Source organism: Aestuariibacter salexigens DSM 15300, assembly GCF_000429145.1.
Classification (GTDB): domain Bacteria; phylum Pseudomonadota; class Gammaproteobacteria; order Enterobacterales; family Alteromonadaceae; genus Aestuariibacter; species Aestuariibacter salexigens.
The window spans coordinates 465,327-489,182 of sequence record NZ_AUBH01000001.1 but is presented as its reverse complement, the minus strand read 5'-3'; the positions used below and the strand labels follow the sequence as shown (position 1 = coordinate 489,182).

The following is a 23,856-nucleotide window of genomic DNA, read 5'->3' as shown; positions in this document are numbered from 1 at the left end:
GTAGTGGCATAATACCAGCGATTAACTCACCTCCTAATAATAAGGACAATTGACGTGTTTGAAGTGCTCCCCTCACTGCCCGCCGATCCTATTCTTGGCCTTTCTGCCGCTTTTCGTGAGGATCCCAATCCAAATAAAATAGATTTGGGTGTGGGTGTGTATAAAGATGAACAAGGCCGCACGCCCATAATGGACAGCGTGCAACAGGCACAAACCCGTCTGCTCCAGCAGGAAGACAGCAAGACCTATATCACACCACAGGGACACCAGGGCTACATTGATGGCATGCTGGAACTGATGCTTGGTAAACATAGTCCCGCGCTACTGGCCAACCGTGTGGCGGCAGTCCAAGCACCGGGCGGCTGCGGCGCATTGCGTATTCTTGCCGAGTTACTTACCAGAGTCAGCACCGACACCAAGGTATGGGTAAGCGATCCAACCTGGGCCAACCATGTGCCATTGATTGGTAATGCCGGACTCACACTTGAAACCTATCCCTATTTTGATAAAGACACGGCGGGTATTCGCTTTGATGCCATGATGGACACACTGAAGCAGTGTGGCAAAGGTGACGTGGTGCTGTTACATGGCTGCTGTCATAACCCGACGGGTGCGGATCTGACTAACGAACAGTGGGATCAGCTCCTTGAGCTTGCGCAACAGCGCGGCTTCCTGCCATTTATTGATCTCGCCTATCTGGGCTTCGGCGACGGTCTTGAGCAAGACGCCTACGGATTGCGCTTGCTGGTTGAAAACTTACCGGAAGTGATTATCGCGGCATCTTGCTCGAAAAACTTCGGCTTGTATCGTGAACGAGTGGGTCTGGCTGCAATTGTTTCAAACGACAGTAAGACGTCATCGATCATGCAGTCGCAAATTCAGTCGGTTGCTCGCGGTATTTATTCGATGCCTCCATCATGGGGTGGCGCACTGGTCGACATTATTTTGCATGACGAGGCACTGCGTCACAATTGGGAAAACGAAGTCACCGCCATGCGCACGCGCATGACTGAACTGCGCGCGATGTTAGTATCAAAGCTGGCCGAAAATGGTGCGCCAAAAGAATTTGGCTTCGTTAATCAGCAAAAAGGCATGTTCTCTTATCTGTGTATTTCACCAGAGCAAGTGCGTGAAGTACGCGAAAAACACAGTGTCTATTTTGTCGATTCCAGCCGCGTCAATATCGCCGGCATTAGTAAGGACAATGTCGAAACACTCGCCAAAGCACTCGTATCAGTGATGTAAACATTAAAACTATCCTGTCGCTACCGCCATCGCGGTAGCCTCATCAGGACAACTTTATGATAATCACAAACGCGTCCTTGTAGTCACCACCGCATACTTTTGGTCACCACCGCGACGGCGGTGGTCTGTCGAAAACAACCAGCAGACATTAAAAAGGCTCTTTGTTATTCTAATTCGACTACGCACTTTGACTCAGAACTGAAGTTCTCCCTTCAACTTTTTCATCCAGAATAAAATTAAACGAAAATGGAAATAAAGATAGATGACCTTAGCAGTCGAGACGTCATTGAGCTTCTTAAAGAACACCTATCTGACATGTATGCCACTTCTCCTCCAGAAAGCGTCCATGCACTTGATTTACGAGCGCTTAAAGCCCCAAATATAACCTTTTTCAGTGCGTGGGAGCATAGAGAAATATTGGGATGCGTAGCCCTAAAACGCCTTGACTCTGGTCATGTTGAGTTGAAATCAATGAGAACAGCGAGAAATTTCAGAAATAGAGGTGTCGCAAAAAGTCTGCTCAATCATGTTATTTCCAATGCCCACGATTTAGGGTATTCAAAGATGAGTCTAGAGACAGGAACTCAAGATTTCTTTGGTCCGGCTCGCAAACTATATGAAGCGTTTGGTTTTAGATACTGTGACCCTTTTTCAGATTATAAGCTTAATGTTAATAGTTGCTTCATGACAAGAAACTTAAAATAACAAGCTTCAGGAAGACCATTACCATACCTATACCGAAGAACTCAAAAAGACAACGTTCAGTCAGACACCACTAAATCACCATAACGAACTCATAGTCACCACCACGACGGCGGTGGTCTGCTCAATACAAAACCAGCCAGTCTCTGCCGCGAAGGCGGCAGCCTCCTAAAGACAAGAAGCTACCTTTTAGTTAGCTTCATCGAAGAATCGTCATCCTGGCGGAGGCCAGGATCTCCAAGCATGTTTTTGTGTAATCAAACAATACCGGCTGTTTGCAAGCGCTTCAGATGTTTGATAGTAAGCCACATGGCCAAGGAGGTTGCGGCCTGCGCCGCAATGACGGTAGGTTTTTCAGAGTTCGGTATTAGCCCATTCGAGACACTGGGGTTGGCCGAAATACGACCGGCTGAAATACGTACAAAGCATTCTCTGACGTGATGTTATAAAAAGGGAGCATTCCGCTCCCTTTCCGTTTAACTTTTATGAATTAGGGGTGAGTAGGTAACTCGCATCAAACCCCCTAATTCAGGTCAACTTGGCTTAATCATCTTCATTAATTCTATGCTCAGGCGAGCATACCGCCATCTACCGTAACCGTTGTACCTGTCGTATAACTGGACGCATCTGATACCAGATATAATACGGTGCCCGCCATTTCTTCAGGCTGAGCAACTCTGCCAAGTGGAATTACCGTCAGCGCCTTTTTCAGGATCTTCTCATTCTGTGTCAGGGCTGATGCAAATTTCGTTTCCGTTAATCCCGGCAATAATGCATTACAGCGGATATTCAATGACCCGCATTCTCTGGCGAACGCTTTAGTCATATTAATAACTGCCGCTTTGGTGATGGAATAAATGCCCTGCATGTCACCAGGTGACACACCATTTACTGAAGCAGTATTAAGGATCACGCCACCACCCTGCTCACGCATCATCTTGCCGCCCTCGACCGACATAAAGAAATAGCCTCGCAGGTTCACCTCAACGGTTTTGTTATAAGCGCCTAAGTCGGTATCCAGAATATGCCCGAAATACGGATTGGCCGCGGCGTTATTGACCAGGATGTCCAGCTTGCCTTCATTTGCGCGTATATTTTTGAAGGTGTCTTCAATTTGTTGCATATCACCAACATGGCAGGCCAGAGCACGCGCTTTACCGCCTTTATCACGGATCGCTTGTGCGACCGCTTCACACCCGTCTATTTTACGGCTCGATACAATCACTTCCGCCCCATATGCGGCAAGAAGATGGGCAATGGCTTCACCGATACCTCGGCTGGCACCCGTTATGAGTGCGACTTTGCCGGTTAAATCAAATAAGTCAGTTTTCATAATTCGCTCTTTTCAATAGTGTTTGCATTGTTAGGCAAGCATGCCGCCGTCCAGTACCACGGACTGACCGGTCATGAAGCTCGATTCATCGCTGCATAACCATGCCAGCGCATAAGCGATCTCTTCAACGTTACCCAAACGTTTCATTGGATTGGCTTTCACCAGCGCATTGGCCGCACGCTCATCCATATGCGATAACACATTTTGCACCATCGGCGTGTTAACAAAGCTTGGACACACCGCATTAACGCGGATATTCATTTTCGCATACTCAACGGCTGCCGATTTGGTCAACCCCATTACGGCGTGCTTTGACGCTGCATAGGCGGCAATCATCGGAGATGAACGTAACCCTGCAACCGATGCCAAATTAATGATGTGACCCGCTTTGGCGTTTAACATCACCTGCAACGCCTGTTTCATGCAAAGCCACACACCAGTGGTATTAACCTGCATCACACGTGCAAACGTCTCATCATCGGTCAGGTGCAGCGGCGTCGGGGTATGATCAATGCCTGCATTATTGATACACACATCGATACCACCTAAGTGCTCTAGCGCACTTGCAAACAGCCTTTGCACTGACTGTGCATCACTTACATCGCAAGCTAATGAAGCGACGTCAGTGCCGCTTGCTGCAAGTTTTTCCTGCTGTTGCTGTAATGCGTCCTTGTTTATATCAGACAGAAACAGAGACGCACCGCGCTCAGCTAATAGCGCAGCAGTAGCGGCACCTATGCCTGAAGCAGCGCCTGTGATCAGGATTTTTTTACCTTGTACGTCGGCTGCCTGCATTACTCACCGTCCACCTTCAATACCAGCTTACCGAAGTTTTCTCCGTTAAAGAGCATTAACAATACTTCTGGAAAACGTTCGATACCCACTTCTACGTGCTCTTTAGCTTGCAGCTTGCCTTGCGCAATCCAACCCGCCATCTCCTTGGCGGCAATACCGTAGTTCTTGGCATTATCGAACACCACGATCCCTTCCATTCTGGCGCGATTGACCAGCAGAGACAGATAGTTTGAAGGCCCTTTTACCGGCGTAGTGTTGTTGTATTGGCTGATCGCGCCACAAATAACGATGCGCGCCTTAAAGTTTATTTGGGTGAGTACATCATCAAGAATGTCACCACCGACGTTGTCAAAATAAACATCAACGCCATTCGGGCATGTCTCACGAAGGGCCTTTTTGACGTTTTGCGACTTATAATCAATGGCCGCGTCGAAGCCCAACTCATTTACCACAAAGTCGCACTTATCTTTGCCTCCCGCGATCCCTACTACGCGGCAGCCTTTAATTTTGGCGATCTGACCAACTACAGAGCCCACCGCACCGGCAGCGCCAGACACCACAACCGTCTCACCTTCTTTTGGCTGACCGGTATCAAGGATGCCGAAATAGGCCGTCATGCCCGGCATGCCCAATACACCTAGATAGCGTTCCAGCGGTGCCAGAGAAGGGTCAACTTTATGTACACCTTTGGCAGACACCGTGGCATATTGCTGCACACCGAAGTGACCATATACCGCATCGCCCTCAGCGAAACCCTCTGCCTTTGATTTCACCACATAGCCAACCGTACCGGCGCGCATTACCTCGCCAATTTGTACCGGCTCAATATAGGATTTTGCGTCATTCATCCAGCCGCGCATGGCGGGATCCAGCGAAATGTATTCAATCTTTACCAGGATTTCTCCGTCTTGAGGCTCTTTCACGTCTGTTTCAACGAAATCCCAGTTATCCGCTGTAGGTGTGCCAATTGGGCGTTTCGCCAGTAGGTATTGTTTATTTTTCATTATTCGTGTCCTTAATTAAAACCATTCAGCCTGCATTGCACTGCAGGCGTTATCCATACTCTCGATGAGTTGGAAATCGCGTTCGATCGTTGGTAACTCCCATGCCGCGTAATATTGTGCAGCCTGTACTTTACCGTGATAAAAATGTTTATCGTCTGCATTCAGATCCTCGGCTGATAGCGCCTTTTCGGATACCGTCGCCTGACGCATCCACATCCACCCGATAACAATATGGGCAAACGCGTTCATTACACACTGGGCATTGGCCAATGCAGGGTCGAGCTGTTCTGAATTCAACGCTTTACCTATGCCCGGTAGCAACTGCTCAAAACGACTCAAATGCGCGGTGAGGGCTTTGCGTAAGCGCTGAGAAACCTCCCCCTGCGCCTGCTCCATGTCTGTCACAATGCGCTCTTTTAAGGTTTGCAGTCCCAGACTGTTGGCCTGCCACAGTTTACGGGTCATCAAATCCAGCGCCTGGATACCGTTAGTGCCCTCATGAATCGGATTAAGTCGGTTATCACGCCAGTATTGCTCAACCGGATACTCCCTGGTGTAACCCGCTCCGCCCAACACCTGGATCGCCAGATCATTAGCCTTTGGACCATATTCCGATGGCCAGGCTTTGCATACAGGCGTTAATAGATCGAGCAATTCACGAGTTGCGCTGCGCTGCGATTCATCTTCAATTGTGGCCAGATCATCAACCAGTCTGGCACCATAAAAACACAATGCCATACCACCTTCGCAATAGGCCTTCTGCGCCAGCAGCATGCGCCTTACATCTCCGTGTTCAATGATGGCTACCTGCTCTTTGCTGCCGGGTTTACGTCCCTGCACACGGTCTTTGGCATATTCCAGCGCGTAGCGATAGCCTCGATAGCCAATCATTGCCGCACCATAGCCTACACCTATGCGGGCTTCATTCATCATCATGAACATGTATTTCAAGCCGTGGTGACGCTCACCAATCAGGTAACCATGACAATCATCATTGTCACCAAAACTCAGCGCTGTAGAGGTGGTACCGCGGTAACCCATCTTATGGATAAGCCCGGCCAGCGATACATCGTTTCGCTTTCCAGGCTGGCCATTTTCATCGAGACGATATTTGGGCACGATAAACAGCGAAATGCCTTTTACACCTTCAGGAGCACCAGGCGTTTTCGCCAGTACCAAATGCACAATGTTGTCAGACAATTCGTGCTCGCCGCCCGATATGTAAATTTTGCTTCCTTTAAGACGATAGGTGCCGTCGTCCTGAGGCGTGGCCATGGTACGAATATCTGCCAAAGATGACCCTGCGTGGGGTTCTGTCAACGCCATGGTGCCGGTAAACTCACCAGTCAGCATGCGCGGCATAAACTGTTGCTTTAGCTCATCACTGGCGAAGTGACAGATCACGTTGGCTGCTGCTGTGGTAAGAAACGCATACGCCGTACTGGATGGATTAGCGGCAAGAAAATAGCCAGAGCATGCATTAATCACGGTTTCCGGTAACTGCATGCCGCCATCATCAAAATCATAACGCCCAGCGATAAAACCTGACTCGCGATATGCATCGAAAGCTTGTTTGACTTCATCGAGCATGGTCACTTTGTGGCCGTCGAATTTAGGCTCGTTTTGGTCGCCTTTGGCATTGTGTGGAGCAAACTTTTCGCTCGCAATTTTATTGGCGGTATCCAGAATAGCGTCGAACGTCTCACGACTGTGTTCAGCGAATCTTGCTCGACTGCACAATGCTTCCGTATCTAATAGTTCATAGAGTTGAAACGTCATCTCTTTCGGATGAATCAATTGCTCAGACATGTTGTTACTCACTCTTTTGATATTGACGTTAGTGTGTCACAGGTTAAAGTAGTCATTAAACTGTCTTTTTTGACACAATAATGGCTAAAAACGTCATTTATTCACCAGACTAATCTACAACACTACATACTGGTTATTAACAAATGTATCGCGTCACTATTCTAGGCTACGAACAGGCCTATGCCAGCGCTATTACCGGTGCACTTGAGCTATTTGCACTGGCCGGTGTGACCTGGCAACGAATGCATGGCATACCACCAGAGCCAAAATTCCACGTCGAAATTGCGACCCTGGCAGGCTTACCTGTACGCTGTATTAATAACCTCACGTTGCAAGCCCATGTTGCGATAGAAGATGTGAAAAAAACCGATTTACTGCTCATTCCGACGATCGGTGGCAGGGTTGAAGACGTGTTACAACAACAATCCACCATTTTGCCGCATATCTTGCGTCTTTATCATGCTGGGGCAGACGTCGCGAGTAATTGCAGTGGTGCGTTTTTCCTCGCCGAGGCTGGCCTGTTGGACGGTCTCACTGCGACAACACATTGGGGCTATGCAGACCTTTTCCGTCGGCGCTTTCCTCTCGTTCGCTTACAGGAAGACAAGATGATCACGCAAAACGATAGACTGTTTTGTTCAGGGGGTGGCATGGCCTGGTTTGATCTGACCTTACTGTTAATTGAACGATACTGTGGTCACGATGTTGCCGCACAAACGGCCAAAGCACATGTTATCGATCCGGTAAGAGCCAACCAGGCAGCATATGGAAATATTCGCTCTAAAAAACATCATCACGATAAAGACATTACCGTTGTGCAGGAGTGGATTGAAGAACACTACAGTTCTTCCCTTTCCCTAGAGCAGTTGGCCACGCTGATTAATACCAGTCCCAGAACACTTATCCGTCGATTTAAACAGGCTACAGGTACAACACCTTCTCGTTATGTGCAGATGGTCAGGATTGAGGCGGCAAAGAAGTTTCTGGAAACAACCAGTTTAAGTACCGAACAGATCATTAATCAGGTTGGGTACGAAGATATGAGTTCATTTTGCCGCCTGTTTAAAAACCGAATTGGCTTATCTCCGGTACAATACCGGCATAATTTCAGACGTTCAGTGATAAACCCCTGACTTTTTTTCTTTTTGCCACTCTGCACTATCGGCATATGCATGAAAAGATGCTATATTTTCGGCACTCCCTGAAAGCTCGTGCCTAAGTTGCACCGGCGAATAAAAACCATAATTCTATTCCACTTAACACACTTTGGTGAAAAAGCATGAAAGCTTATAAACTTGCCTCACTGGCGCTATGCGTGAATGCAGCACTGGCCAGTACAACCGTTATTGCGCAGGACGCGTCAAATGCCGAGCAGGAACTGGCACTTGAAAAAATCACTGTTACCGCGCAAAAGCGTGTACAGAACATTCAGGAAGTGCCTATTTCAATTGCCACACTATCCGGTGAAGAGTTCACCTCGCTGTTTAGTGCGGGTGAAGACATCCTGACCATTGCACTACGTGTGCCTGGGCTTTACGCTGAGTCATCAAACGGTCGCGCAGCACCGCGTTTTTACATTCGCGGACTGGGTAACGTTGATTTTGACTTGGCAGCGTCACAGCCGGTTTCCATTATCATGGACGAAGTGGTTCAGGAAAATGTGGTACTAAAAAGCTTCCCGCTTTTCGACGTACAGCAGGTTGAAGTGATTCGTGGCCCACAAGGCACGCTGTTCGGTCGCAACACTACTGCTGGTATCGTCAAATTTGAAAGCGTTAAGCCGACACAGACATTCGAAGGCTACGGACGTCTTTCATATGGCTCATATGATACGGTAACCTTTGAAGGTGCCGTCGGTGGCGGTTTAACCGATACCCTTTCTGGCCGTATTTCAGTGCTGTCTCAGGACCGAGACGATTGGATTGACAACGGTTTTACTGGCGAGAAAGACGCCATGGGCGGTTATGACGAGAAAGCGTATCGTGCTCAGCTTTTATGGGAGCCAAGCTCAGACTTCTCTGCATTGCTCAATGTTCATGGCAGAGATCTTGATGGCACCGCGTCTATTTTCAGAGCCAACATCTTTGACACCGGCTCTAACAACCTCAACCAAAACTACGACCGTGATGTAGTGTATTACGACAGCACTGACAACAACCCTCAAGGTTACGAAGGCTCTGGTGCGTCACTAAAATTAGATTGGGATCTTGATGGCTTTACCATCACCTCGATTACCGCAACCGAGTCAGCAGACGGCTTCTCTCGCGGTGATATTGACGGTGGTGTAGTTAGCTTTGATACCAGTGTTTCCGTCCCGGCTGGTATCTCGTCAGCGCTCGTCAACGTGTTTGGCTCTGACGCATTGACATTCCCGGGCCCTATCTTTGTACCATCAGTGACTCAAGACAGTGCTGATGTCGAACAGTTCACGCAGGAAATTCGCTTCTCCAGTAACACCAGTGATGCATTCCAGTGGCAGTTTGGTGCGTTCTACTTCGATTCAACGCTGGATGTAGAAACCGAATCGTTTTCGTCATTTGGCTTTGCTAATACAGCACCAATCAACACCATTGTCACTCATGAAAACACTGCCTGGGCACTGTTCGGCCAAGGCTCTTACGATCTTGACGACCAATGGAACGTTACACTCGGTCTGCGCTACACAGACGACGAGAAAGATTTCTTTGTTCAGCAATACGGGCAGTTATGGGTAGATCTAGGCATACCTGCACTTGCACCGGTTAACGAGCAGGACGATCGTCTGAGCTGGGAATTAAGCGTTAATTATCAGCAGACTGAAGACACCATGTGGTATGGCCGTGTGGCCAGCGGTTTCCGCGCACAGTCTATTCAGGGTCGTGATGTCGCCTTCTTGTTAGGTCCAACGGTGGCGGATTCAGAAACCATCATGTCTTACGAAGTCGGTTATAAGTCAGACCTGCTTGATGACCGTCTGCGCTTAAATGCGGCTGCGTTCTATTATGTGATCGATGATTTACAGCTGTCCGCTATCGGTGGTACATCGAACAGCAACCAGTTGTTGAATGCAGACGAAGGCACCGGCATGGGCTTTGAGATCGACCTGGAGCTTCTTGTCAGTGAAAACCTGTTGATGACGGCGGGCTTCAGCTACAACGACACTGAGCTAAATGACGATACTCTGGCAACAGCGGCCTGTGGCTCTGGCCTGTGTACTGTGACTGACCCACTTAATGCCAATGGTTTTGCATTATTAGACGGTAACCCGTTCCAGCAGGCGCCTGAGTCAACGTTCAACCTGACCGCACGTTACACCCATGAAGTCGAAGACGGTGAAATCTTCGTATTCGCCGACTACGTGTATCAGGGTGATACCAATATGGCACTGTATGAGTCTGTGGAATTCAACACTGACGGTCAGTTCGAGTTAGGTCTGAGAGTGGGTTACACCAACTGGGAGCATGACTACACGATTGCCGTATTCGGACGCAATATTACCGATGAAGATAACGTAAAAGGCTTTATCGACTTCAGTAACAACACTGGATTCGTTAATGACCCTGCTATCTTCGGTATAGAAGCATCAATGAACTTCTAAACTAATACGCGAATACAAAAAACCCCGCTTTAAACGCGGGGTTTTTTATTGCCTTCGGACTCATGACCTCGGCACAACAATACGTCAACCCGGCGAGGGCCGGGGTCTAAGACAAACACTAAAGTCGCTCAACGCCCATTGAATACAGCGTAAAGCCGTAAATATCTGCGTATTGCTGAATAGTCTTGCTAACCGGCGTGCCCGCACCGTGTCCTGCATCCTTTTCAATGCGAATCAACGTCGGGTTAGGGCCAGAATGCTTGGCCTGTAGCTCAGCTGCAAACTTAAACGAATGGGCAGGTACAACCCTGTCATCGTGGTCTGCCGTCGTGATCATCGTAGCCGGATAATTCACGTCACTTCGCACATTATGTACCGGTGAGTAACCAAGCAGATATTCTGCCATTTCTTTACTTTGTTCGACCGTACCATAATCGTACGCCCACCCTGCTCCGGCGGTAAACGTGTGGTAGCGAGCCATATCCAGCACGCCAACAGCTGGCAATGCAACCTGTGCCAGATCAGGTCGCTGTGTCATGACCGCGCCAACCAGTAATCCACCATTTGAACCGCCACGGATAGCCAGGTATTGTTTGCTGGTGTAGTTGTTATCAATTAACCATTCACCAGCGGCAATAAAGTCATCGAACACGTTCTGCTTTTTCATCTGCGTGCCGGCCAGATGCCACTCTTTACCGTATTCACCTCCACCTCGGATGTTAGGAACAGCATAAACCCCACCTAACTCAAGCCAGGCTGCGACAGTATCGCTGAAACGAGGCGGTAAACTGATGTTAAATCCTCCATAGCTGTACAACAGCGTCGGATTTTTACCATTTAACGCAAGGTCTTTTTTGTGCGTAATGATCATCGGTACCCGAGTACCGTCTTTAGAGTTATAGAAAATCTGCGTAGACACATATTGACTGCTGTCGAACGGCGATCCCGGGGCAAACGCGAGTTCACTCTCACCACTGTTGATGTCATAGCGATAAATGGTGGTTGGTGTGGCGTAGTTTTCGAAATGGAAATACGTTTGCGTCGCGTCAGCTTTTCCTTCAAACGACCCCACATTGCCCAATCCACGACCGCTAGAGCCGACAGAGCCTATTCCTGGCAGTGTAACATCGCGAACAAATGTGCCATCTAGTTCATACTGCTTTACCTGTGAAATGGCATCGACCATATACTCGGCAAAAAAGTAACCGCCTGCGGTGCTGACCGACAAAACATGTTCAGTCTCCGGGATCACGTCAACCCAGTTTTTGACCGCTGGCGCTGTGATATCAGCAGCCACCACTTTTGAATTGGGCGCATTGTGATTGGTGTCCAGATAGAGCTTGCCATTCTTTGCCAGTAACAGGTCAGCGTCCGAATCGAGTGAGCCTTTTACCGTTACGAAACCGCTATCGGGGTTTTCCAGATCTTTTACGAACATGCGGTTTCCCGACGTCGATACCGCCGCCTGAACAACCAGATAGCGATCATCGCCGACGCTAGCCCACACATAACGATGCTTCTCATCGTCAGTGTGTCCAAATACTTTTTCATCCTGACTCTGAGGTGTACCGATTTCGTGATAGTACAGCTTGTGCTGATCTGTCATTGCACTCAGTTCAGAGCCTTCCGGCTTGTCATAGCTGGAGTAGTAGAACCCTTCATTTTTGTACCAGGCGATGCCACTGAACTTAACATTTACCAGCTTTTCGTCGAGTAATTGCTTAGTCTCGGTGTCCATTATCAAAATTTCGCGCCAATCACTGCCGCCTTTTGATGTTTGGAACGCCACCAGAGATCCATCACTTGAAAAGCTAAGTTGGAACAGAGAAACCGTGCCATCTTCTGAGAGCTGATTGGGGTCGATAAACACTTCGGACTCTCCGTCCCCTTTCTGGCGATAAATCACAGCCTGGTTCTGCAGCCCGTCATTTTTGTAGAAATACTGATAATCGCCTTCTGTGAATGGCGCTGAAGAGCGCTCATAACTCAACAGATTACTCACAGTGTCGGCAATTTTTTCGCGATACGGAATGTTGGCAAGGTAACTCTGCGTCACCGCGTTTTGCGCATCAACCCAGTTGCCCGTTTCCTCGCTTCTGTCATCTTCCAGCCAGCGATAAGGATCGCTGATTTCGATCCCGAAATGGGTATCTGAGGCGTCGACTGTCCTGGTCTGCGGATAATCAATCATCGCAACCGAATGGTCGGCCTGAGTAGTGGTTTCAGGATCAACCGCCTTTTCTGGCGCCGGCTGACATGCGCTCAACATGAGAGTGGCGGCAGTCACGACTATTGGCGTACAGATTTGCAGGGTATTTTTCTTCAATGTCATTTTGTTGCTTCTTTCGTTTGTTTTATTTTTAAGATTCTGCATTGTGCACGTGCAGTGGTGCGCGGCTCTTAATGTTCAGAGCCTGTTTTATATCATCAAGAATCAGATAAAGAGACGGTACCAGTAACAGCGTGATCACCGTGGCGAATAAAATACCAAAAGCCAATGAGATGGCCATTGGGATCACGATTTGCGCCTGCAAGCTCTTTTCAAACACGATTGGCATCAAGCCCATAAACGTAGTCAATGATGTCAGGATAATGGCTCTGAATCGCTGGCTACCTGCGCTTAACGCCGCCTCCAGCATTGAATGTCCTTCGGCTCGTGCGCGATTGACGAAATCCACCATGATCAAACTGTCATTCACGACCACGCCAGACAACGCAATAATGCCACACAGTGACAAGACGCTAACCGCCTGGCCTAACAATAGGTGACCCACAATGGCGCCAACGATGCCAAACGGGATCACCGACATAATGATAAGCGGCTGCGAGTAGGACTTAAGCGGAATTGCCATCAGTGCATATATAGCAAATAACGCAAACACAAAACCCTGTGCCAGGCTGACCATTGCCTCGCCCTGCTCTCTTGATGACCCTTCCAGTTTGAAGGAGACGGTTGGGTAACGTTCCAGCAGGGTTGGAATAAAGTCCTGCTCAACCTCACTGGCGACTTCACCCGGATCAAGCATTGACTTATCCACTTTACCTGTCACGGTAATAGAACGAGAGCCATTCACACGCGTAATCGTGCTGTAGCCTTCTGCCAGCTCGATATCGGCGACCTCGGAAAACGGCACATCGTCACCATTCGGCGCACGGATCCGCATGACTTCCAAATGGCCAACGGAGCTTCGTTCATCCTGTGGATAGCGCACCATGACTTTAACTTCTTCATCGCCGCGCTGCACGCGTTGGGCTTCAGCTCCATAAAAGCCAAATCTGACTTGCTGGGCCAGCTGCTGTAATGTGATCCCCAACGCTTCGGCTTCAGGTCTTACAGACAACCGTATCTCATCGCTACCGCCACTGAAGCTGTCGTTGATATCAGTAACGCCATTAAACATCGTCAAATGTTGTTTTAACTCGTCAGTAACCGCCTGTAACGCTGCGATATCTGTTGAGCTAAATTCAAAGGTCAGATCGGAACCACCACCGGGCCCCCCCGGAGAGCCCACCGACAATGAGCGAACCCCGGCTATTTCTGGAATAAAGTCACGCCAGCGCTGGTGGATCTCAAAATCTTTCATGTCGCGGTCTTCGCCTTTGGTCATTTCAACGAATATTTGCCCGCTTAAATTACCGGTGTCGTAAGCCATGGCATGCTTAACCACCGCTTCGCCGGTCTCATCAATCAGTTCTCTGTCCATTTTGGCCAACGCATCAATAAGTTCCTGCATTGCCGCGTCTCTTTGTTGCAGCGATGAACCCGGCTCCATACTGATTGACGCCTGCATAAAATCACTGGGTACATTAGGGAAAAAGACAAAGCGCACAAACCCGCCACCAAATAAACCGACGGTCAGTACCAACATGGCAATGAACGATGCCAATGTGGTGTAGCGGTTCTTCACTGCCTTACGCAGAAAGGGCACATAGACATTTTGGATAAAGGTTTTTATCCCCTCGGCAAAAATATCCCGGAATCGTTGAAAACGGTTTGCTGTGCTTGGGTCATAGGGCGTGACTTTCATGTGCGCCAGGTGCGCTGGCAAAATCAACTTTGACTCAATCAGAGAGAACACCAAACACACGATGACCACTAAACCAATGGTTTTCCAGATAATGCCAAACACACCAGACACCATCAGCATTGGTGTAAACGCTGCAATAGTGGTCAATACGCCAAATGTTGCCGGCATGGCGACTTTTTTGACGCCAAATATGACCGAATCGATATTATGCCCACGCCTGTCTATCTCGGAATAGGCCGATTCACCCATAATAATGGCATCGTCGACCACAATACCCAGTACCAAAATAAACGCAAACAGGCTGAGCATATTAATGGACACACCAAGCTGCGGTAACAAGGCAATTGCGCCGAGAAAACACACAGGCAGTCCAACGATAACCCAGAAGGCTAATCGAATTTTTAAAAATAACGACAGCACGATAAACACCAGTAACGCGCCCATCGCCATATTTTCGATCATCATATTCAGACGATCGGCCAGATAAAAAGACGAGTCTCCCCAGGTGTCTGCAGAGATATTACCAGGCATTTCAGGTCTGATTTCATCAATATAGGCGTTGACGCGCTCGGAGATCTCCAGTGCATTTTGATCGCCAACGGCCATCACGCGAATACTGATTGCAGGTTTACCGTCGAACAGCGCGAACTGATTATTCTCAACAAAGCCATCACGAATGTCTGCTACATCGCCGAGTAATAGTCGGGTACCATCTGGACGAGTAAACAACACCAATTGAGAAAAGTCGTAACCGGTATACGCCTGGCCCTTGGTTCGCAGCAAAATGTCGCCATTGTCAGATTTAATTGCACCACCCGGCAGGTCAACTGAGCTGCTGCGTACTGCGGCGACGACTTCTGAAAATGTCAGTCCATACTCGAGTAAGCGCCGCTCTGACAGCTCAACAGAGACTTCGTAATCTCTGTCACCCACAACCTGAACCTGTGAGATGCCTGGCAAGTTGGCGATATCATCACGCAGCTGTTTTGCCATTTCTTTGAGTTCACGTTCAGATGCATCGCCATATACGGATATCCACAACACATCCTGTTGCGGCTTTTGGCGATAAACAATGGGCTTTTCCGTATTTGCAGGAAAGCTGGGGATGGCATCAACTTGTACTTTTACTTCGTCGAGAAGTATTTGCGGGTCGTATTCTTCTTCAACTTCAATATTGACCGTTCCCATTCCCTCATTCGCCAGAGACGTGATCTTCTTAATGCCATCAAGATCCTTTATCGCCTCTTCAATTTTCAGTACAACGCCTTCCTCAACTTCCTGTGGTGCCGCACCGAGGTAAGGTACGCGCACAGTGATCTGATTAAACTCAAAATTCGGAAAGACCTGTTTTTGGATCGTAAAGGCGGCAAAGACCCCGCCCACTATAATGATCCACATCAGCAGGTTTGCGGCCACAGAGTTACGCGCAAACCAAGCAATCACCCCACGGTGTGTATCGATTCGGCTCATACATTATCTCCAGCACTGGCAATGGTGGTGGAATTGTCTGGCTTGTCCTTGTCTGCCGGCTCAGGCGTGTCTGGCTCATCTGATGGTAGACGCACCTTCATGCCATCATAGGCATTAGGTACAGCACTGACCGTCACCATATCGTTATGTTCGAGACCGCTGGCGATGTAAACAAACTCAGGGTCTGAACGAACAATATCCACTTTCTGAATACGTAGCGTTCTGTCCTGTTCTACGACCAACACGGTGCCATCCAGTCGTAGCACGTTCCTGGGCAAGACAATCAGGTTGTCCATGCTCGTGCCTTTGATATCAGCATTGACAAAGCGCCCAAACCTTAATGGTGTGCCAGTTGCATTTTCATTGCGTTGATAAGGGTCTGAAACTTCAACCACGGCATAAATCACACGATTTCTTTCATCCAGCACGCCTTCGCTGCGCACCAGCTTGCCTTGCCAATTCACATTTTTTCCGGCAATTTTGGTACTGAGCGTGACATTAGCCTGTTGCTCGCTGTGCTCAGGCAAACGTAAAAATGCCAAATCACTGTCAGTGAGCGGGATACGTACTTCCGCTACTGTCGTGTTAAAGACCAGCCCAAGTTGCGTACCCGTGGTAACAAATTGACCGAGATCGACGTTTACCTGTCTGACTAACCCGTCGTATGGCGCACGGATTGTTGTACGCTGTAAATTCCGCCGCGCTCTTTCAAGCCGAGCCTCGGCCGCTTTTACATTGGCTTCTTCTCTGGCCAACTGAGGTTTGCGCAGACCTAATTCAGGCGGTGCGCTAGAAGACACCGAGCGCCATTCCTCTTCTGCCACCCTGCTTCTGGCAATCTCTTCATCAAGCGCAGCCTGCGCTCTGGCTAAGTCGGCTTCCGCTGCTTTCACTTCCGTGAGATAGTCATCCTGCTCCAATTGCAGTAACACATCCCCCTTTTTGAACATCCCCCCTTCGATAAAGGTGTCAGAGACGCTCACCACAACACCACTCACCTGAGTACTCAGCATGGTCTGAATGCGCGGCACGACAGTACCCTGCGAGGCGATGCTAAATTGCACGTTTTGTTGCTGAACCTGCTTGGCTTCAACTAAAAAGGCACGCTCTGGCTCTTCATTGGTTTCCGGTGGTTTACGACTGGCAATCATGACTGCCGCCAGTATTATCGCCACAAGAATGATGACCAGCGGTATGCCCGCCTTAACTAACAACCGTTTCATATTATCTTCCTGGATTCCACGCTTAAGCAGCGCCGGTGTTGACGTGTAATTATTTTTACATTGTAACGACTTATGACAGCTTAAAAACCATTAATATTGTTACTTTTTACAACATGAATTGATGCATACCTGCGTAATTCATTGCACGCTTACCCGAAACGTGAACTCAAACCTTTATTGCACAATTTTGCAGCACAGACGGCTCCCATTTTCATAAGTCATCTTCAGTCCTTAAGTAAGCGCCTGAAATGACGAGTATTTTATCTAAGTTGCTGGTATGTGCAGAAGATCGATTTTGATCACTATTAATGCATTTATTCTGCTGCGCGCACCACAAACAGGCATTTTTGGTTATTTTATTACATCTATTGCGCTTAGCAGGCTTTTTCTGGTTATAATACGCACAGTTTATGTAATTTAATTACACGCGGAGTGGCATATCATGAGTTTGAAAAAACAGTATCTGAAAAGTAAGCCGGTTTGTAAGGTCACCTTCAAACTGACCAAAGAACAATCTAAACAAGCCGAGTCAGTAAAGCTGGTTGGTGATTTTAATGACTGGGATGTAGAAAGCAGCGAGATGAAAAAGCTGAAGAACGGCGGCTTTACGCAAACGGTTGAGCTAGAGAAAGATAAAGCGTATCAGTTCCGCTATTTGTTAAACGATACAGACTGGGAGAATGACTGGGACGCAGATGCCTATGTGACTTCGCCAGTTTCGTTCGATGATAATTCCGTTGTGAGAGTATAATAATTATAAAAAAACGCCATCAGCTGATGGCGTTTTTTATTTTTATTAAGCGAGACGCTGTTTACAGCGCATTTTCCAGCTCTGGCAATACATCGAATAAATCACCAACCAGACCGTAGTCTGCAACCTGGAATATTGGGGCTTCTTCGTCTTTGTTGATAGCAACAATAACTTTTGAGTCTTTCATACCTGCCAGGTGCTGAATTGCACCTGAGATTCCCACAGCGATATATAACTGTGGTGCGACAATTTTACCGGTTTGGCCAACCTGCATATCGTTTGGCACAAAGCCTGCGTCAACTGCAGCTCTGGATGCACCGATAGCTGCACCCAATTTGTCTGCGATGCCTTCTAGCAAGCTAAAGTTTTCACCATTTTGCATACCACGGCCACCAGATATGACCACTTCTGCTGCAGTCAGTTCCGGGCGCTCAGATTCAGTCAGCTCTGCAGATACAAAGCTGGACTTTTCAGAGGTAATCGCCTCATCAATGGCTTCAACGGATGCACTGCCGTCTGAACCCACAGCATCAAACGACGCGGCGCGAACGGTGATGACTTTAACCGAATCAGAAGACTGCACAGTGGCAATCGCGTTACCAGCATAGATAGGACGTACGAAAGTGTCGTCACTTTCCACACCAATGATGTCAGAGATTTGAGCAACATCGCGCAACGCGGCAACGCGAGGCATGAAGTTTTTGCCCGTAGTCGTCGCGGCCGCCAGAATATGGGTGTAGCCTTCGCTCAGTTTAACCACAAGATCGGCAATGTTTTCAGCAAGTTGATTGGCATAAACAGCGTTATCTGCAACCAATACTTTGCTCACACCTGATAGTGACGCTGCCTGCTCAGCAACTGCGGCGCAATTCTCGCCGGCAACCAGCACGGTGATCTCCTCGCCCATCTGTTTTGCCGCATTAACGAGCTTGGCTGTTTCGCCCTTAAGCTGTTGATTATCGTGTTCTGCGTAAACAAGTACTGTCATGAAATCACCTTTGCTTCATTTTTCAGTTTATCCACTAACTCGGCAACGTCGGCCACTTTCACACCGCCTTCGCGTTGTGCCGGTGGTGTAACTTTGACAACTTTTACATTTGATTCCAGCGATACGCCATAATCACCGGCGGCTTTAACATCCAATGGCTTGCGCTTAGCTTTCATAATATTTGGCAAAGACGCATAGCGCGGTTCATTCAAACGCAAATCAGTCGTCACTACTGCGGGCAGGGTTAACTTTACGGTTTGCAGACCACCGTCGATTTCACGCGTTACACTGACGGTGCCGTCTTCAACACTGACTTCAGATGCGAATGTCCCCTGTGGCATGCCAGTAAGCGCCGCCAGCATCTGCCCTGTCTGGTTATTGTCTGAATCAATGGATTGCTTGCCGAGGATAATCAGTTCTGGCTGCTCTTCCTCAACCACTTTTTGCAGCAATTTAGCAACTTGCAATGAATCGAGTGCAAGGTCAGTGTCAACCTGAATGGCGCGATCCGCACCGAGCGCCAACGCAGTACGAAGTTGCTCCTGCACCGCTTTGTCACCGATAGACACAGCAACGATTTCAGTTGCCACCCCTTTTTCTTTCAAACGAACGGCTTCTTCTACCGCAATTTCGCAAAACGGATTGATCGACATTTTGGCGTTGGTCAGATCAACACCGGTATTATCTGGTTTGACGCGCACCTTAACGTTGTAGTCGATGGCACGTTTGACCGGAACGAGTATCTTCATAATCACCTCATTTCAGCGGGAAGAAAGTTTTACGCTGGGTTTACAGATTATTAACCGCTGCGCAATGTACTGACAGTTGACGTTAACGTCAACCGTAATTAACCTTGAGTTCATACAGGCGTTTTAATTTAGCGTTTTTTAGGCCGCTTTATTATTCGTTTAATCAATAGTTCTCTATAAGCACCTAATCAAGTATTTTATACGTATAGAGCGTTATTATTAGTTGTACACCGTAAACGTTAGGAGGGTTCAGTGGAACGAGAATCGATGGAATTTGATGTAGTGATCGTCGGGGCCGGTCCAGCTGGACTGTCGACGGCCTGCAGGATCATGCAACTGGCTCAGCAAAATGAGCAGGAATTGATGGTATGCGTTGTTGAGAAAGGGTCCGAGGTAGGTGCCCATATTCTGTCCGGCGCGGTATTTGAGACCCGTGCTTTGGATGAACTCTTTCCGGATTGGCAGGAACGTAACGCGCCGATTACCACCAAGGTAACCGAAGATCACATTTACCTTCTGAAAGATGAGCAAAACGCCACCAGGCTGCCAAACTTTGCCACGCCGAAAACCATGCACAATGACGGTAATTACATTGTCAGTATGGGTAACGTCTGTCGTTGGCTAGCTGAGCAGGCAGAACAGCTTGGAGTTGAAATCTTCCCGGGGTTTGCCGCAGCTGATGTACTTTATGACGATGACGGTCGTGTTGCGGGTGTCCTCACCGGCGACATGGGTGTTGGCGAAAATGGCGAACAAAAAGATGGTTACATGCCGGGCATGGAACTACGCGCCAAATACACCGTATTTGCCGAAGGGTGTCGTGGACACCTGGGTAAACAGCTAATAAGAAAGTTCAAGCTAGACGAGGGACAATCACCACAGCACTACGGAATTGGCTTTAAAGAGATTTGGGATGTGCCCGCAGAGCAACATCAGGAAGGCCTTGTCGTCCACACAGGCGGTTGGCCCTTGAGCGATGCGACGGGCGGCAGCTACCTTTATCATGCTGAGAACAATCAGATCCTGGTTGGGTTGATTGTCGATTTGAACTACAGCAACCCTCACCTGTCACCATTCGATGAATTCCAACGACTCAAGCATCACCCTGTGATCAGCCAATACCTGAAGGGCGGCAAGCGCGTATCTTATGGTGCCAGAGCCATTGCCAAAGGCGGGTTGAACTCTCTGCCGAAAATGATTTTCCCGGGGGGCCTGATGGTGGGTTGTAATGCCGGCACGTTAAATTTCGCGAAAATTAAGGGCAATCACACCGCGATGAAATCTGGGCTGTTGGCAGCAGAGGCCATTGTTGAAGCCTTGCAGCAAGGTGAGAGTGCGCCTGCTGAGCTGACGGATTTTACTACGAAATTTGAACAATCATGGCTTTATGATGAATTATACCGGGCACGCAACTTTGGTCCGGCGATGCATAAATTTGGTAGTTTCTGGGGCGGTGCCTATAACACCCTTGAGCAAAATTTATTCAACGGAAAAATGGGCGTTAACCTGACGGATTCAAGTAAGGATCATGAGCAACTACGACCCGCATCTGAAACAACAAAAATCGATTATCCGAAACCAGACGGCGTGTTAAGTTTTGATAAACTGTCTTCAGTATTTTTGTCTAATACCAACCATGAAGAAGACCAACCTTGCCATCTGAAGTTAACGGATAACGAGGTACCAATCAAAGTCAATCTGGCGAAATTTGACGAACCCGCACAGCGCTATTGTCCCGCAGGTGTGTACGAAATAGTCGAAGATGATGCTAACCAACCCAGGTTACAAATAAACGCACAAAACTGCGTCCACTGTAAAACCTGTGATATTAAAGATCCGTCACAAAATATCACCTGGGTGGTGCCAGAGGGCGCGGGCGGCCCCAATTATCCAAATATGTAATTCTGTAAAAGCCCGGTCAATCCGGGCTTTTTTATATCGACACTATTTGTATAAATTTAATTTACTTCTGCAGTTGATTAAATGAATAATTGCCCCTATAACTTTGCAGCAATAATTTTGAATAGGTAACAATTATATGAGTGAATTTTTAGACATCTTTACTCACGGAAGAAAATTACAAGGCGCAGTTAAAGAATTAAGTATTGAAGAACTGGAAGATTGCGCAGAGAAATTAGCCCGCATTATTGATTACAGACGTAAAAAGCTCGAAGAAAAGCAGCGTGAAGAGCAGCAAAAACATGCCAAGCTTGAAGCGATAAAACAACAAATAGAAGAAGCTGGTCTAGATTTAGACGACCTTAAAGCACTTGAATTGCCTAAAAAGAATAAACGGATTGGTCAAAAAAGACCGGTAAAATATGTGCTGAAAGATAAGGATGGAAATGAACATCCATGGACAGGTATTGGCCGCATGCCACGAGTGTATGCCGATGCCCTGGCGAATGGGCATAGCCTGGACGATTATCGAATCTAAGCACCGGTGGAGTTAAACTCCACCGCACCGTCTTTTTGCACCGGTGAATCAAACTGAATGTCCATACTCAATTACCTTGTCAGTGATCAGCAGCCAGGAATAGAGGACGCCCCTTGGGTAACTCTAATTCACGGGCTTTTCGGCAGCCTCGATAACCTGACAATGCTCAGACGCCATCTGCAAGAAAAGTTCAGAGTGCTCAGTATCGATCTTCCCGATCATGGAAAATCTGCGCACACTGAGCAGTTCAGCTTCGAGGAATATGCCGAACGAATCATTGCGACCCTTGAGCACGTTGGCATCAATCGCTGTCATTTGGTCGGCCATTCTCTGGGCGGCAAAATCAGTATGCAAATTGCCATGCAACATCCAGACGTGCTCGACAAGTTGGTAGTCGCCGACATAGCCCCAGTTAACTACACGCCGCGACATGATAATGTTTTCAAGGGCTTGCGTAACGTCGACCTCGACGCACTACAGAGCCGCCAGCACGCTAACGAGATGTTATCGGTATATGTTCGTGAACCAGGCACCCGACAATTTTTGCTGAAAAGCCTTTACCAGGAGGAAGGGAAATGGCAGTGGCGCTTCAACCTTTCCACCCTGGAAAAAGATTACAGTAAACTGATTGGTGCAATTGATGATAATCCACCTTTCTCCGGCGACGTGTTGTTTATCAAAGGACAACATTCAGACTACATTACCGCAGAGCATCGCGAGGAAATCGCCAAACGCTTCCCGCGAAGTAAGGCAAAAATCATTCAAGGGACCGGGCACTGGTTACATGCGGAAAAACCGCAGGTGTTCAACCGTATTGTCGATGATTTTTTAAGCAATTAAGTCAGTCGAACATGCCCTCAGGCGCGAGAATATGCTATAGTCCGCGCCAATTTTTTTAGCGACTTGAGTAAAAAACGTGCTACAGGAAAACTATGAACAGATAGAGGCGTTAGCGTTAAACCTTGCGTTACTCGGTCTGTTCTTTTTAATGGGTTTTGCTATCCACGATGTGCTCAAAAAAAATAACGTTCCTATGCTTGGACGAGCCGTGGCGTATTTAGTGCTGGCACTTGGTGCGGCGGGATTTGTCGCCAAGGGGATCATCCAATTTTTTTATGAAACGAGCGGTGTGTGATCCAAAGACATCGTTGATAAGAATTTCATCGTAGTATTGATAAGGTTTTAGGTAGGTAATTAAGATTATGGCAAGCGTAGGCATTTTTTTCGGAAGTGACACGGGAAACACAGAGCATATTGCCAAGATGATCCAAAAGGAACTCGGCAAAGATCTGGTCGATGTGTTTGATATCGCAAAGAGCAGCAAAGAAGACATAGCCAAGTATGATTTTCTGCTGTTTGGCATTCCTACCTGGTATTATGGCGAAGCACAGTGCGATTGGGACGATTTTTTTCCTGATCTGGAAGAGCTTGATTTCACGGATAAATTAGTGGCAATTTTTGGCTGTGGCGACCAGGAAGACTACGCTGAGTACTTCCTCGATGCGATGGGCATGATCAGAGACATCGTCGAACCTCGCGGTGCGATTTTGGTCGGTCAGTGGCCAACAGAAGGCTATGATTTCGAAGCCTCAAAAGGGCTCGCTGACGATGACCACTTTGTCGGTCTGGGAATCGACGAGGACCGCCAACCAGAGCTTACCGATGAACGCGTTAAAGCCTGGTGCAAACAAATATACGACGAAATGTGTTTATCTGAATTGGCATAATTACGTGACAAGCCGCCC

General features: G+C 48.1%; 19 protein-coding genes. 10 read left to right on the top strand and 9 right to left on the bottom strand.

From position 1 onward, the window contains the following. Positions 1-54: 54 nt before the first annotated feature. Together G441_RS0102215 and G441_RS0102210 are read left to right on the top strand one after the other, a co-directional pair. Entirely contained in the window at positions 55-1,245 is a 1,191-nt protein-coding gene (locus tag G441_RS0102215; protein ID WP_026374841.1) for an amino acid aminotransferase, read from the top strand. A gap of 246 nt (positions 1,246-1,491) precedes the next feature. Beyond that, positions 1,492-1,950 (top strand): GNAT family N-acetyltransferase, encoded by a 459-nt coding sequence (locus tag G441_RS0102210; RefSeq protein WP_026374840.1) that lies wholly within the window; start codon positions 1,492-1,494, stop codon positions 1,948-1,950. Between the two features lie 565 nt (positions 1,951-2,515). On the opposite strand, the gene G441_RS0102205 is transcribed toward G441_RS0102210, so the two are convergent. From G441_RS0102205 to G441_RS0102190, 4 genes are read right to left on the bottom strand one after another with little or no spacing between them, the layout of a single operon-like run. Continuing rightward, positions 2,516-3,280 (bottom strand): SDR family oxidoreductase, encoded by a 765-nt coding sequence (locus G441_RS0102205; RefSeq protein ID WP_026374839.1) that lies wholly within the window; start codon positions 3,278-3,280, stop codon positions 2,516-2,518. Between the two features lie 30 nt (positions 3,281-3,310). Continuing rightward, a complete protein-coding gene (locus G441_RS0102200; RefSeq protein ID WP_026374838.1) occupies positions 3,311-4,075 on the bottom strand; it encodes an SDR family NAD(P)-dependent oxidoreductase in 765 nt (254 codons plus the stop codon). Next, complete coding sequence (locus G441_RS0102195) at positions 4,075-5,079, bottom strand: NADP-dependent oxidoreductase (RefSeq protein WP_026374837.1); 1,005 nt, start codon at positions 5,077-5,079, stop codon at positions 4,075-4,077. Before G441_RS0102195 ends, G441_RS0102200 begins: the two co-directional genes overlap by 1 nt. 15 nt (positions 5,080-5,094) lie before the next feature. Next, a complete protein-coding gene (locus G441_RS0102190; RefSeq protein WP_026374836.1) occupies positions 5,095-6,888 on the bottom strand; it encodes an acyl-CoA dehydrogenase in 1,794 nt (597 codons plus the stop codon). 143 nt (positions 6,889-7,031) lie between these two features. Here G441_RS0102190 and G441_RS0102185 point away from each other — a divergent pair, with 143 nt between their 5' ends. Together G441_RS0102185 and G441_RS0102180 are read left to right on the top strand one after the other, a co-directional pair. Next, positions 7,032-8,021, top strand: coding sequence for a GlxA family transcriptional regulator (locus tag G441_RS0102185; RefSeq protein ID WP_026374835.1), 990 nt, complete (start codon positions 7,032-7,034; stop codon positions 8,019-8,021). Between the two features lie 146 nt (positions 8,022-8,167). Further along, entirely contained in the window at positions 8,168-10,465 is a 2,298-nt protein-coding gene (locus G441_RS0102180; protein WP_026374834.1) for a TonB-dependent receptor, read from the top strand. A 118-nt stretch (positions 10,466-10,583) separates the two neighbouring features. On the opposite strand, the gene G441_RS0102175 is transcribed toward G441_RS0102180, so the two are convergent. Genes G441_RS0102175 through G441_RS0102165 form a run of 3 tightly spaced genes read right to left on the bottom strand, consistent with a single transcriptional unit; the run spans position 10,584 to position 17,186 of the window. Then, complete coding sequence (locus G441_RS0102175) at positions 10,584-12,797, bottom strand: prolyl oligopeptidase family serine peptidase (protein ID WP_084407264.1); 2,214 nt, start codon at positions 12,795-12,797, stop codon at positions 10,584-10,586. A 28-nt stretch (positions 12,798-12,825) separates the two neighbouring features. Then, a complete protein-coding gene (locus G441_RS17720; RefSeq protein WP_051275272.1) occupies positions 12,826-15,963 on the bottom strand; it encodes an efflux RND transporter permease subunit in 3,138 nt (1,045 codons plus the stop codon). Beyond that, on the bottom strand, positions 15,960-17,186 hold the full coding sequence (locus G441_RS0102165) for an efflux RND transporter periplasmic adaptor subunit (RefSeq protein ID WP_026374832.1): 1,227 nt from the start codon (positions 17,184-17,186) through the stop codon (positions 15,960-15,962). Before G441_RS0102165 ends, G441_RS17720 begins: the two co-directional genes overlap by 4 nt. A gap of 442 nt (positions 17,187-17,628) precedes the next feature. On the opposite strand from G441_RS0102165, the gene G441_RS0102160 reads away from it, so the two are divergent. Continuing rightward, positions 17,629-17,937: an isoamylase early set domain-containing protein gene (locus tag G441_RS0102160; RefSeq protein WP_026374831.1), complete on the top strand. Its 309-nt coding sequence runs from the start codon at positions 17,629-17,631 to the stop codon at positions 17,935-17,937. A gap of 61 nt (positions 17,938-17,998) precedes the next feature. Here the strand turns inward: G441_RS0102160 and G441_RS0102155 are convergent, their stop codons facing one another. Together G441_RS0102155 and G441_RS0102150 are read right to left on the bottom strand one after the other, a co-directional pair. Further along, entirely contained in the window at positions 17,999-18,925 is a 927-nt protein-coding gene (locus tag G441_RS0102155) for an electron transfer flavoprotein subunit alpha/FixB family protein (RefSeq protein ID WP_026374830.1), read from the bottom strand. Continuing rightward, positions 18,922-19,674, bottom strand: coding sequence for an electron transfer flavoprotein subunit beta/FixA family protein (locus tag G441_RS0102150; protein WP_026374829.1), 753 nt, complete (start codon positions 19,672-19,674; stop codon positions 18,922-18,924). Before G441_RS0102150 ends, G441_RS0102155 begins: the two co-directional genes overlap by 4 nt. A 252-nt stretch (positions 19,675-19,926) precedes the next feature. Between G441_RS0102150 and G441_RS0102145 the strand changes: the two genes are divergently transcribed. The 5 genes from G441_RS0102145 (at position 19,927) to fldA (ending at position 23,838) form a co-directional block, all read left to right on the top strand. Continuing rightward, positions 19,927-21,576 carry an electron transfer flavoprotein-ubiquinone oxidoreductase gene (locus tag G441_RS0102145; protein WP_026374828.1) on the top strand — a complete coding sequence of 550 codons (1,650 nt, stop codon included), beginning with the start codon at positions 19,927-19,929 and terminating at the stop codon, positions 21,574-21,576. Between the two features lie 136 nt (positions 21,577-21,712). After that, positions 21,713-22,111 (top strand): H-NS histone family protein, encoded by a 399-nt coding sequence (locus G441_RS0102140; protein ID WP_026374827.1) that lies wholly within the window; start codon positions 21,713-21,715, stop codon positions 22,109-22,111. Between the two features lie 57 nt (positions 22,112-22,168). After that, entirely contained in the window at positions 22,169-22,951 is a 783-nt protein-coding gene (locus tag G441_RS0102135; RefSeq protein ID WP_026374826.1) for an alpha/beta fold hydrolase, read from the top strand. Between the two features lie 76 nt (positions 22,952-23,027). Further along, the gene (locus tag G441_RS0102130; RefSeq protein WP_026374825.1) at positions 23,028-23,246 is read left to right on the top strand and encodes a DUF2788 domain-containing protein; all 219 of its coding nucleotides are present in this window, start codon (positions 23,028-23,030) and stop codon (positions 23,244-23,246) included. A gap of 67 nt (positions 23,247-23,313) precedes the next feature. Continuing rightward, positions 23,314-23,838, top strand: a complete 525-nt coding sequence (fldA, locus tag G441_RS0102125; protein ID WP_026374824.1) for a flavodoxin FldA — start codon at positions 23,314-23,316, stop codon at positions 23,836-23,838. Positions 23,839-23,856 lie beyond the last annotated feature (18 nt).